10 protein-coding genes are annotated in these 11,081 nt (G+C 73.7%); all 10 read right to left on the bottom strand.

Going from position 1 to position 11,081, the window contains the following annotated elements:
* Nucleotides 1-167: 167 nt before the first annotated feature.
* Nucleotides 168-1,349, bottom strand: a complete 1,182-nt coding sequence (locus tag ACZ5CW_RS38450; protein ID WP_468609972.1) for a ScyD/ScyE family protein — start codon at nucleotides 1,347-1,349, stop codon at nucleotides 168-170.
* A 230-nt stretch (nucleotides 1,350-1,579) separates the two neighbouring features.
* Nucleotides 1,580-2,962, bottom strand: coding sequence for a nucleotide pyrophosphatase/phosphodiesterase family protein (locus tag ACZ5CW_RS38445; protein WP_468609970.1), 1,383 nt, complete (start codon nucleotides 2,960-2,962; stop codon nucleotides 1,580-1,582).
* Nucleotides 2,959-4,128 (bottom strand): metabolite traffic protein EboE, encoded by a 1,170-nt coding sequence (eboE, locus tag ACZ5CW_RS38440; RefSeq protein ID WP_468609968.1) that lies wholly within the window; start codon nucleotides 4,126-4,128, stop codon nucleotides 2,959-2,961. Before eboE ends, ACZ5CW_RS38445 begins: the two co-directional genes overlap by 4 nt.
* A gap of 3 nt (nucleotides 4,129-4,131) precedes the next feature.
* Nucleotides 4,132-4,980 carry a TatD family hydrolase gene (locus ACZ5CW_RS38435; RefSeq protein ID WP_468609966.1) on the bottom strand — a complete coding sequence of 283 codons (849 nt, stop codon included), beginning with the start codon at nucleotides 4,978-4,980 and terminating at the stop codon, nucleotides 4,132-4,134.
* A complete protein-coding gene (locus ACZ5CW_RS38430) occupies nucleotides 4,980-5,600 on the bottom strand; it encodes an EboA domain-containing protein (RefSeq protein WP_468609964.1) in 621 nt (206 codons plus the stop codon). Before ACZ5CW_RS38430 ends, ACZ5CW_RS38435 begins: the two co-directional genes overlap by 1 nt.
* Nucleotides 5,601-5,610: 10 nt before the next feature.
* Nucleotides 5,611-6,573 (bottom strand): sugar phosphate isomerase/epimerase family protein, encoded by a 963-nt coding sequence (locus tag ACZ5CW_RS38425; RefSeq protein WP_468609962.1) that lies wholly within the window; start codon nucleotides 6,571-6,573, stop codon nucleotides 5,611-5,613.
* Nucleotides 6,570-7,517 (bottom strand): SCO3242 family prenyltransferase, encoded by a 948-nt coding sequence (locus ACZ5CW_RS38420; protein WP_468609960.1) that lies wholly within the window; start codon nucleotides 7,515-7,517, stop codon nucleotides 6,570-6,572. Before ACZ5CW_RS38420 ends, ACZ5CW_RS38425 begins: the two co-directional genes overlap by 4 nt.
* Nucleotides 7,514-8,668, bottom strand: a complete 1,155-nt coding sequence (locus ACZ5CW_RS38415; RefSeq protein ID WP_468609958.1) for an inositol-3-phosphate synthase — start codon at nucleotides 8,666-8,668, stop codon at nucleotides 7,514-7,516. Before ACZ5CW_RS38415 ends, ACZ5CW_RS38420 begins: the two co-directional genes overlap by 4 nt.
* 189 nt (nucleotides 8,669-8,857) lie before the next feature.
* Nucleotides 8,858-9,892, bottom strand: a complete 1,035-nt coding sequence (locus ACZ5CW_RS38410) for a ParB/RepB/Spo0J family partition protein (protein ID WP_468609956.1) — start codon at nucleotides 9,890-9,892, stop codon at nucleotides 8,858-8,860.
* A 321-nt stretch (nucleotides 9,893-10,213) separates the two neighbouring features.
* Nucleotides 10,214-11,080, bottom strand: a complete 867-nt coding sequence (locus ACZ5CW_RS38405; protein WP_468609954.1) for an RNA polymerase sigma-70 factor — start codon at nucleotides 11,078-11,080, stop codon at nucleotides 10,214-10,216.
* Nucleotide 11,081 lies beyond the last annotated feature (1 nt).

The raw sequence follows: 11,081 nt of genomic DNA, 5'->3' as shown, positions 1-11,081 counted from the left end.
GTGGTGTGGGACGTTCCCCCCCGGTTGCGCCAAAGAGCCCCCCCCCCCCCCCCCCCCCCCCCCCCCCCCCCCCCCGCTCCCCCCCCCCCCCCCCCCCCCCCCCTCTCCTCTCCCCCCCCCCCCCCCCCCCCCCCCCCGCCGAGGTGCAGGTGAGGCTGGTGAACCGGTCAGGAGGCCGGGAACTTCAGCAGCTCGCCGTTGGTGCCCGAGGAGTTGTTGGAGACGTAGACGTCACCGTTCCAGGAGACGTCCAGGCCCGTGGGCTGGGCCAGACGGTTGCCGGTGTCGATCGGCGTGAGGGCACCCGTGCGCCGGTCGATGCGGGTCAGACCACCGGGCAGCAGGCCGGTCGACGAGTAGCCGGTGGCGTACGACAGCGCGATCAGGTCGCCGTTGGGGGCCACCCGAAGGTCGATGGTGTTCGTCAGGCCGGTGGCGAAGACGGTCGGCTCGCCACCGGGCACGTAGCGCCAGATACGGCTGATGCCCGGCTGCATGCTGCTCAGGTCGGAGATGTAGAACGCTCCGTCGTAGCCGCGCACGATGCCGGTCGGCACCGACTGGGCCTGTCCGGGCGGCGTCAGCGCCTGCACGGGCGCGGACTTGCCGGCCGAGGACTTGGCGGTCCCCGGGGTCGGCAGGGTGTTGTTCGGGAAGACGGCCTCGGTCTCGGTGGTGCCGTCGGGGTGGACCCGGATCAGGTCGTTCGCGCCGGCGTCGACGACCAGGTAGTCCCTGCCGTCCCGGGCGAAGTACCACGGGTTGGAATAGACCTGGCCGTTGCCGGTCACGGAGTCCGGGTCGTTCGCGACCTCGTGCTTGGCGAGGTCACCCAGGATCCGGCCGCCCGCGACGGTCAGCGAGCCGAGCGGGTCGCTGCCCGGGCCGAGCGTCTTGCGGGTGTCGAGGTTGCCGCTCAATCCGCTGACCACACGGTAGGTGCCGTCCGCGGCGAGCTGGGCCTGGGTGGCACCCATGATCGCTGCCTCGCCGTCGGCCCGGACCTCCGTCTCGGAGGGCAGACCCGTGACGACGCGGCCCTGCTTGGAGCCCTTCACCCGGTAGATGGAGCCGGTGAAGCCGAGGCACTGGGTGTTCGGCACCGTGCAGGGCGTCTCCGAGCCGGTGCCCGCCTCCGCCACCAGGAGCGAGCCGTCGGACTGGATCCGAACGGCGCGCGGGTTGTGCAGCCCGGTCGCCAGGACCTCAGGGGTCGACGCGATCGAGAGTCTGTGGGTGCCGGACGCCGCCTGGGGCGCGGCCTGGCTCGGGATCACGGTGGCCGTGAGGCTGCCCACGACCGCCGCTGCCAGGAAGGCCCCCGCCCAAGACTTGCTTGTCCTTAACATGTCTCTCCTCAACTTGGCGCGCCCCCGCAGTCGGGGGCGAATCCAACCGGCGTCACCATAGACGCCGGACGCCTCATTCGTCCTCCACGGAAAAGCCCTCCAACTTGAACGGAGCCGGCCGCGACTTCGTGTGCGACTTCGGAATTCCGCAATTGCACACCGGGACGGCGGCCGCACAAGTCGATGAATTCTTAAGGACTTTGTCGTAGAGGGTCGTGCAGTCGGCTCTGTCAGCCGATTCCGGCCAGTCGCAGCAGCAGCGACTTCACCCCCGTGGCAGGGAGTCGACCGGACACCTCGCCGGGGCGGGAGCAGAGCAGGACCGGTCCGTCCTCGGGACGGTCGGGAAGCCGGCCGTGGCTGCCGCGCACCGGGGAGGGGTCCAGCGGCACGACGGCCAGCCGGTAGCGCATGCCCAGCTTCTTGCGGGCCAGCGCCTTGGCCGCCTTGACCTTCACGTACGGGTCGAGCGGGTCCATGAACAGCTCGGCGGGGTCGTAGCCGGGCTTGCGGTGGATCTCGACGAGCTGCGCGAAGTCGGGGGCGCGGGCGTCGTCGAGCCAGTAGTAGTAGGTGAACCAGGCGTCCGGCTCCGCGACCGCCACCAGCTCGCCGGAGCGCGGGTGGTCCAGGCCGTACTCCTTCTTGCCCTCGTCGTCGAGGAGTTCACCGACGCCGTCCACACCTTCGAGTGCCTCCCGCACGCCGGCCAGGTCCTCGGGCCGCCGCACGTACACGTGCGCCAGCTGGTGGTCGGCGACCGCGAAGGCGCGCGAGGCCATGGTGTCCAGGTACTCCATGCCGTCCTGGGTGTGCACCTCCAGGTAACCGGCGCGGCGCAGGGCCCGGTTGATGTCGACGGGCCTGCTGACGCGGGTGATGCCGTACTCGGAGAGGACGACCACCGTGCGGCCCTCGGCGGCCGCCTCGTCCAGCAGCGGGGCGAGTGCCGCGTCCAGCTCGGCGGCGGCCCGCAGCGAGCGCGGGTCCTCGGGGCCGAAGCGCTGGAGGTCGTAGTCGAGGTGTGGCACATAGCACAGCGTCAGGTCGGGGTGCCGGGTGCGGTTGAGGTACCGGGTGGCGTCGATGATCCACTTGCTGGACACCAGGTCGGCGGTGGGGCCCCAGAAGTTGAACAGGGGGAACGTGCCCAGTTCGGCCTGGAGTTCGTCGTGCAGGGCGACGGGCCGGGCGTAGAAGTCGGGCTCCTTGCGGCCGTCGGCGTAGTAGACGGGGCGTGGGGTGACCGTCCAGTCGGTGTCGGCGCCCATCGCGTACCACCAGCAGACGTTGGCGACCGTGTAGCCGGGGTGCAGGCGGCGGGCGGCGTCCCAGAGCTTGTCGCCCTCCACGAGTCCGTTGTGCTGGCGCCACAGCAGGACCTCACCCAGCTCGCGGAAGTACCAGCCGTTGCCGACGATGCCGTGCTCGGCGGGCATCGTGCCGGTCAGGAACGTGGACTGGGCGGCGCAGGTGACGGCGGGCAGCACGGTGCCGAGACCGGCGGACGAGCCGCGGCTGCCGAGCGCCTTCAGACGGGGCATGTGGTCCAGCAGCGTGGGGGTCAGGCCCACCACGTTCAGGACGAGCAGGGGCGTCGGGGTCTTCGTCACTGCAGCTCCTTGAGTCCCAGGCCGGTCAACAGGTCGCGGGCGAGGCGGAGTTCGGTGGCGATGCCGTCGGCGAGCTGGGCATCGCCGGACGGACGCGCCTCGGCCGGCAGGGCCTGCCAGGTGTAGGTCTCGACCTCGAAGTGACGGCTGCGCGGCACGGGCCCGCCGACCAGCGCCGCGAGCGTCTCCCGGAGCACGTCGAGGGTGGAGGTCAGCGGTGGTGCGGGCGGGGCGTGCAGCGGTACGTGGAAGTGGGCGCGCCAGGGCACCGTGTCCGGCAGCGCGCTCCCGGACAGCGCCGGGCCGAGGTCGTCGGTGCCGTGCAGGATCCCGTCCGCCCTGGCCCGGGTCTGGTGCAGGAACCGCGGTTCGTCGAAGGCGGCGAGCGCCGCACGGACCGCGGGGTCCTGGGGGTTCTCGGCGTGCAGGGCGGCGGAGAGCTGCACCTTGGGCACGGTGATGCCCGCCCGGTCCAGGCCGGCGAGCGCCGCCGCGGGCTCCTCGAAGCTGGTCGCGAGGTGGCAGGTGTCCAGGCACAGGCCGATGCGGTGGCCGGGCAGGGCGGCGAGCGGGGCGAGCGCGTCGGCGGTGGTCTCGACGGCGCAGCCGGGCTCCGGCTCCAGGGCGAGGCGGATCGAGCGGCCGGAGGTCTCCTCCAGCTCGTCCAGCCGCCTCGCCAGCTCGGTCAGCGCCGTGTGCGCCGACTCCGCCGCGGCCTCGTCGAAGCCGGTGCGCCAGGCCAGCGGCAGGGTGGAGACGGTGCCCTCGAGGACGTCGTCGGGAAGCAGCCGGGCGAGCAGCCGGGCCAGGTCGGCGGTGTACTCCAGGCGTTCCGGATCGGTCCAGTCGGGCTTGTAGACCCGGTACTTGACCTCCTCGGCGCCGAAGCCCTCGTAGGGGAAGCCGTTGAGGGTGACCACCTCGAGGCCGCGCCGGTCCAGCTCGGCGCGGAGCCGCCGCGGTGCGGCGGGGTCGGCGGTCAGGGCGCGGACGGCGTCGCGGGCCAGCCACAGTCCTATGCCCAGGCGTTCGGTGTCCAGGCGGCGGCGGACCGGTTCGCAGTGGGCGGTGAGCTGGGCGATGACACCGTCGAGGGTCTCGGCCGGGTGGACGTTGGTGCAGTACGCGAGGTGAACGGTCGAGCCGTCGGGGTGCCGGAAGCGCACGGCTCATTCGCCCCCGCGCAGAATGGAGTTGCCCTCGTGCAGGGTCTCGGGACTCGCGACGTCCAGGACGAGCCGGCCGCTCAGCCCGTAGAACGCGACGGGATTGCGCCACAGCACCCGGTCCACGTCGTCCTCGTCGAAGCCGGCGGCGAGCATCGCGTCCCCGACCTTGCGGGTCTTCAGCGGGTCGCTCTTGCCCCAGTCGGCCGCGGAGTTGACCAGTACCCGCTCGGGCCCGTACTCCTTCAGGACGGCGACCATGCGGTGCTCGTCCATCTTGGTGTCCGGGTAGACGGAGAAGCCGAGCCAGGCACCGGAGTCCCTGGCCTCCTTGACCGTGGTCTCGTTGAGGTGATCGACCAGGACCCGGTCGGCGGGCAGCTTCGACTCGGCCACGACGTCGAGGGTGCGGCGCAGGCCCACGAGCTTGTCGCGGTGCGGGGTGTGCACCAGGGCGGGCAGCCCGTGCTCGGCGGCGAGTTCCAGCTGCGCGGCCAGCGCGGTGTCCTCGGCCGGGGTCATCGAGTCGTAGCCGATCTCACCGACCGCGACCACGCCGTCCTTGACCAGGTAGCGCGGCAGCTCGTCGAGGACGGGCGCACAGCGCGGGTCGTTGGCCTCCTTGGGATTGAGGGCGATCGTGCTGTGGTGCGCGATCCCGTACTGGGCGGCACGGAACGGCTCCCAGCCCAGCAGGGCGTCGAAGTAGTCGTAGAAGCTCTCCGGCGAGGTGCGCGGCTGGCCGAGCCAGAAGGAGGGTTCGACCAGGGCGCGCACCCCGGCCGCGTACATCGCCTGGTAGTCGTCGGTGGTGCGCGAGGTCATGTGGATGTGGGGGTCGAAGATGCGCATCAGGCTTCCTTGGCGGTCAGGGCGAGTACGTGGTGCAGGTCGTCGGGGACGGGCCGCCCCGCGGCGGTCCGTTCCGCGGCGAAGTCCGTGAGCATGCGGGCGAGTTCGGCGTCGCCGCGGGCCCGGTCAGCGAGGTCGGCCACGGCGGCCACGGGTACCTCGGTGAACAGGCACTTGAGGACGGCGTGGCGCCAGGCGTGGGCGTCCAGGTGTGCGGCGGCGTAGGGGCCGACGGCGGCGGCGACGAGCCGGGTGTCGTTGGTGCGCAGCGCGTCCTCGATCAGCGGTACGCCCGCCTCCGGGGTGAGCGGGAGGTGGGGCAGGGCCAGCAGCACGGCACGGCGTTCGGCGCCGGTGCCGCGCTGGTAGAGCCGGGTCACGGCGGCCGCGTCGGGGCGGGCCGTGTGCAGCAGCAGCACCCGGGCCGCCTCCGCCGCCTCGGGGAATCCGCACGCCCGGCCGGCCGACGCGAACCGCAGCTCCCAGGCCGGTACTCCTCGGCGCGGCGGAGCGTCCGGGTCGTGCTGGGCGGCGTCGCGGGCGGCGGCGAAGGCGGCCTCGAGCCAGGGGGCGCCCTCGGGACCGAGGCGGGCCAGCAGTTCCTCTCGGGTGATCAGCATGCGGACTTCCTTACGCGGACGGTGCCGGGGAGACGGGGGTGGGCGCGGAGCCGGCGGCGCCGGGGCGGGCCGGGTGCGGCGGAGTGCGCTCGGCGGTGGTCCGGCCGTGCCCGCCGGGTCCCGACCGTTCGGCCGCGGTGAGCTGGGTGCGCAGGAACTCCATGGAGGACCGGGCGAGTTCGGGGCCGGCGTGGGAGTGGCGGGGCAGTTCGACCACGGTCAGCCCCTGGTACCCGGTGGCGTCGAGCGCGGCGAGCACGGGCGGGAAGTCGATCTCGCCGTCGCCGAAGGGCAGGTGTTCGTGCACGCCGCGCCGCATGTCCTCGATCTGTACGTGCCGCAGCCAGGGCGCGGCTGCCCGCACGCAGTCGGCCGGGGGCAGCGGCTCCAGGCACTGGCAGTGGCCGATGTCGAGGGTGAGGCCGAGCATCGGGTGGTCGCCGAGCCGGCCGCGCAGCCGGTGGAAGTCGGCGAGCGACTCCAGCAGGTGCCCGGGTTCCGGCTCGATGGCGAGCGGTACCCCGGCGTCCGCCGCGGCGTCGAGGACCGGGCTCAGCGAGGCGTCCAGCAGGTCCCAGGCGGTGTCCTCGCCGACGCTCGCGGGCCGGATGCCGCTGAAGCAGTGCACCGCGTGGGCGCCCAGGTCCGCGGCCACCTTCACCGCGGTGACCAGCAGTGCGGTCCGGGCCGCCCGTCCGTCGGGGTCGGGGTCGAGCAGGCTCGGTCCGTGTTTGCGGCGGGGGTCGAGCACGTAGCGGGCGCCGGTCTCGACGGTGACGCCCAGGCCGAGCGTGCGGAGCCGGTCGGCGGCGCGGGCGACGCGGTCGGCGAGACCGGGGCCGAGCGGGTCGAGGTGCATGTGGTCGAGGGTCAGGCCGACGCCTTCGTAACCGAGGTCGGCCAGGACGCCGAGGGCGTCGTCGAGCCGCAGGTCGGTCAGGCCGTTCGTGCCGTAGCCGAGGCGGATGCTCATGTGGGGCTCACCTTCCGGGCCAGTCGGCGGGCCGCGGGGACGAGTCCGATGAGCAGCCCGGCGGAGGCGAGGGCGCCGGAGCGCGCCGCGAGGGCCGCCTGGAGAGGGATCAGCGCGCGGATGCCGCCGCCGACGGCCCGCTGGGTCAGCGGCGGTGACGGGTTGAGCGTGGCGTGCCAGAACGGCTTGGCGGCGGTGGCGACATAGGCGCCGGCGAGCGCGGTCCGGGCGAACTCGCGCGGTGACCGGGGGGTTGTCCAGCGCTGCGCACGGAGCGGACCGCCGCCCTGCCGGAGAGCGGTCAGCGCGCCGAGGGCGACCGTCGTGCCGAGTGCGGCGAGCGGCCGGCCCGGCGAGCCGCCCTGGGTCTCGGAGCGGGAGACGGTGGTGACCGCGTAGGTGTGGGCGCCGAGCGCGGCGGCGGGCAGCAGAGCGCGGCGCACCGCGCCGCCGGTGCCGACCGCGGTCGCCGCACCGGGTTCGGCCGCACGGGAGCCGGCGGTGGCCACGGCACCGAGCAGCAGGTCGAGGCCGCGGGCCGCGGCCATGGCCGCCGGGCCCGCCGGGGTGTGCTTCAGCCGCAGGTCGTAGGCCCAGACGGTACCGGCGAGGGCGGTGGCGCACAGCGCGGCCGGGCGGCCTGCGGCGAGGGCGAGGCCGACCCCGGCGGCGGTCAGAGCGGCCGCGGCCGTCAGTGCCTGTGCGGGGGCGACACGGCCCGAGGGGATGGGGCGGTGCGGCCGCTCCGCGGCGTCCTCCTCGCGGTCCGCCCAGTCGTTGAGTGCCATGCCCGCCTCGTACAGGCACAGGGAGGCACCGGCCGCGAGGGCGGTGCGGGCGCCGGGGCGCAGTCCGGTCACCGCGGCCCCGGCGAGTGCGTCGCCGGGGACGGTGAACAGGGCCGAGACACGCAGGAGTTCGGCCCAGTCACGGGCAGTGCTCACCGGGACTCCCCCAGTCGCGCGGCGAAGCCGAGGAGGGCGTCGTACTGCTCGGCCAGCGCCGAGGACGCGCCGTCCGGGTCCTTGAAGTAGAAGCCCAGCTCCGGCAGGCTCCCGGCGATCCCCGCCGCATGGGCGCGGGCGGCGAGCCGGGCCAGGTCGAGCACGAGCGGTGCCGCCAGCGTCGAGTCGCAGCCCTGCCAGATGGTCTGCAGGATCATCCGCGTGCCGAGGAAGCCCTCGAACGCCACGTGGTCCCAGGCGGTCTTCCACTCGCCGAGCGCGGGCACGTCGTCGATGTGCACCTCGCCCTCGGGCAGCACGCCGAGGCTGTCCTCCAGGACCCGGTTCTTGCCCGCGTTCTTCGCGGCGGCGGCCGCGGAGTCGGCGAGCGCCGCCCCGTCGCCGCCCCCGAGCAGGTTGGTGCCGGACCAGGCCCGTACCTCCAGGGCCCGCTGCCGGAACATGGGGGCGAGCACCGCCCGCAGCAGGGTCTGCCCGGTCTTTCCGTCCCGGCCCGCGTAGGGCACCCCGGCCGACCGGGCGAGTTCCTCGAGGGCCGGGTGCCGTACGCCGGTCGACGGGGTGAAGTTCACGTACGAGCAGCCCGCGCGCAGGGCAGCCGCCGCGTACAGCGAGCTGGCGGGCAGCCGGGCGTCGCCCGCGGCCGGGGCGGGCTCGGTGGAGGCGACGTTCACCACGACGGTCCGGGCCACCCCGGTGCGGCGGGTGAAGTCCTCGATGTCGGCGGTGAAGGCCGCGATCAGCTGCTCGTCGGTGCGGGTGTCGCCGGGCACCGGTCCGCCGGGGCGGATCTCCCGGTCGGCGGCGGCGAGTTCGGCGAGCACCGCCTCGGGGAGCCCGTGCGGCAGCACGCCCTGTTCGGCGAGTGCCTCAGCGCGTTTGGGCAGCGGCCAGTCGACGGTGTCGTGGCCGCCGAAGACGAGGGAGGACAGGGCGGGCAGCCCGGCGTCGGCGAAGGGCTCGGTCTCGGTGACCATGCCCGTCGCCGGACGCAGCCCCGCCGCGAGCGCGGCGCAGCCGGCGATCGCGGTGGTGGCGACGGAGCCGCGGGCCCCGATGAACCACACGCCCGTGCCGGGCCCGCTCCCACGTCTGGTCGGGGTACCGGGGGTCTCGGCGAGCTCGGACACGGAAGTCCTCCTGAAGTGTGTCGGTTCTGACGGGCGTGGGTGCCGAAGGCGGGGCGGCGGGAAGGGGAACGGGCAGTTCCTGCGGCTGACGCCGGCCGGTCCTCGTCCTCCGCGTGGCGCAAGCGCCGGCGGCGTCCGCGGTGCCCCGTGGGCGCGTGCGAGGTGCTCGTACGTCGGGACGAGGGGGCGCTACTCGGGGCACTGCTGGAGCTGCTCGGCCAGCTCGCTCCAGGCGGCCGCGCAACTGCGGGCCAGGTCGGCGACCTCGGCGGCCCAGTGGCCGGGCAGTCCGCGCTGGAGGGTCTCGATGCCGTCAGGGTCGACGGAGTACTGGTGCAGCCAGCGCAGGGCGCGCCGGCCGGCCTCGTTGAGCCGCAGCGAGGGGTCCTCGCTGAGCTTGGCGAGCAGCTTCTGCCGGTCCACCAGGACGGCCTCGCGGTCGATGCGGACGGCGACGGCGGGGGTGCGCCGGCGGTTCGCGGCCGCGGACGTGCGCTCGGTGCCGGGCGACGTGCGGTAGCGGCCCGGGACGGGGTCCTCGCCGCGGTCGATGCGTCGGCGCACGTCCCGCACCGTGGCCGGGGAGAGCCCGGTGGCGCGGGCGACCTCGCGCAGACCGGCGTCGGGCCGGTCGAGGAAGATCGCGGCGGCGCGGCGGCGGCGCTGGCAGGTGTCCAGGGGGCGCGACCGGCCGTCGCGGCCGAGTCTGGAGCCGGACTGCGCGGTGCCCGCCTCCGAGGACTGCGCGCGGATGCGGGAGACGGTCTTGTCGGAGATTCCGCTGGCGGTGGCGATCGCGCGGTCCGACCACTGCGGGTGGGTCAGGATGATGCGTGCGGCAGCGGCTGCCCGGTCGGCTCGGGACAGCGGCAGACCGTGGGTGACGTTGGCCCTCACGGAAAGGACGAAGGCGGCGGCTTCGTCGCAGTCCAGCAGCCGTGCGGCGATCTCGGTACGGCCGTTGAACAGGGCCGCCCGGATCCGGTGGGCGCCGTCGATGACGCGCCGTGTGGGGTGATGCACGGTGATGGGCGGCAGGGAGTCCCCGGCCTCGGCGAGCAGCCGTACGTGGTCGTCGTCCTCCCCGTCCAGCCGGGGGGAGTCGTCGAAGACGAGCGAGTCGATCGGTACGCGGGTGACCGGATGCGACTCGATCCAGATGGACGACAAGTCGATCTCATCGAGATCGACGGCCGGGTACGTCAACTGCTCGGCCAGAGACAACCCGCACCTCCTGACAGCGCTCCGGAAGCGGAATTCGATGCCGCACAGTCTGCGCTCGGGTGGTCGACGCCCACTCGGGTCTGAATGGAAGGCCAGTTAGGCCACGATGGCGCAGATATTGCCTTTCGGATAGCCGAATTCGACGCCGGGAGGCGGAATTCGAAGCAGAAACTCCGGCGGGGGCGGGGCCAGTGTTTCGGTGAACTGCGCGCGGGTGCCGGACGAGTTGGGTGCAGGGTGAAGTCGACGTCGGGGGTTTTCAGGGCGGCTCGATCGCCCGGAAAACCCCCGACGGTGTCTCGCCGCCGGCGGCGGGTGGGGTCACCTGGCGAGTTCGGCCAGTGCGTCGAGGCGGGTCAGCTTGTGCGGGTTGCGGACCACGTAGATCCGGGTGACCCGCCCGTTCTCCACTTCGAGGCTCACCGCGGACGGTTCGCCGTCGAACTCGATGCGGCCGGCGGGCGCGCCGTTGAGCCACACGGTCGTGGTCCGCAACGCGGTCACCACGCGATGGGCGCGTGCGAGGATCTCCGCGACGGTCCGGGCGCCGCGGACCGGTTCCAGAGCGGCCGCCACGAGCCCGCCGCCGTCGGCGACCATGACCACGTCGGGCGCCATGATCTCCAGCAGCGCCTGCAGGTGGCCGGTGCGCAGGGCGAGGAGGAACCGCTCGACCACGGCCTGCTGCTCGGAGCGGCTCACCTGGACGCGCGGCCGGCGGGCCGCCACGTGCTCGCGGGCCCGCCGCGCGATCTGCCGCACGGTGGCCGCGGACTTCCCGACGACCTCGGCGATCTCGCCGTAGGGCAGGTCGAAGACCTCGCGGAGCACGAACACCGCCCGCTCGGCGGGCCCGAGCGTTTCGAGGACGGTGAGCATGGCGATGGAGACGCTCTCGGCGAGTTCGACGTCCTCGGCGACGTCGGGACTCGTCAGCAGCGGTTCCGGCAGCCACTCGCCCACGTAGTCCTCGCGGCTGCGGGACAGGGTCCGCAGGCGGTTGAGTGACTGCCGGGTGACGATCCGGACGAGATACCCCCGTGGGTCACGTACCTGCGCGTGGTCGACATCGGCCCACCGCAGCCAGGACTCCTGAAGCACGTCCTCCGCGTCGGCCGCCGATCCGAGCATCTCGTAGGCGACGGTGAACAGCAGGCTGCGATGGACGCTGAACGGATCACCGGTCATG

This window comes from Streptomyces sp. NPDC031379 (assembly GCF_055569615.1).
The sequence above is the reverse complement of the archived record's forward strand: the minus strand, read 5'-3'. Positions and strand labels throughout refer to the sequence as shown.

What these genes read in the sequence shown, in the direction of transcription:
- ACZ5CW_RS38450 (WP_468609972.1), bottom strand. Translation starts at nt 1,349, where the DNA reads ATGTTAAGGACAAGCAAGTCTTGGGCGGGGGCCTTCCTGGCAGCGGCG.
- ACZ5CW_RS38430 (WP_468609964.1), bottom strand. Translation starts at nt 5,600, where the DNA reads ATGCTGATCACCCGAGAGGAACTGCTGGCCCGCCTCGGTCCCGAGGGC.
- ACZ5CW_RS38435 (WP_468609966.1), bottom strand. Translation starts at nt 4,980, where the DNA reads ATGCGCATCTTCGACCCCCACATCCACATGACCTCGCGCACCACCGAC.
- ACZ5CW_RS38405 (WP_468609954.1), bottom strand. Translation starts at nt 11,080, where the DNA reads ATGACCGGTGATCCGTTCAGCGTCCATCGCAGCCTGCTGTTCACCGTC.
- ACZ5CW_RS38425 (WP_468609962.1), bottom strand. Translation starts at nt 6,573, where the DNA reads ATGAGCATCCGCCTCGGCTACGGCACGAACGGCCTGACCGACCTGCGG.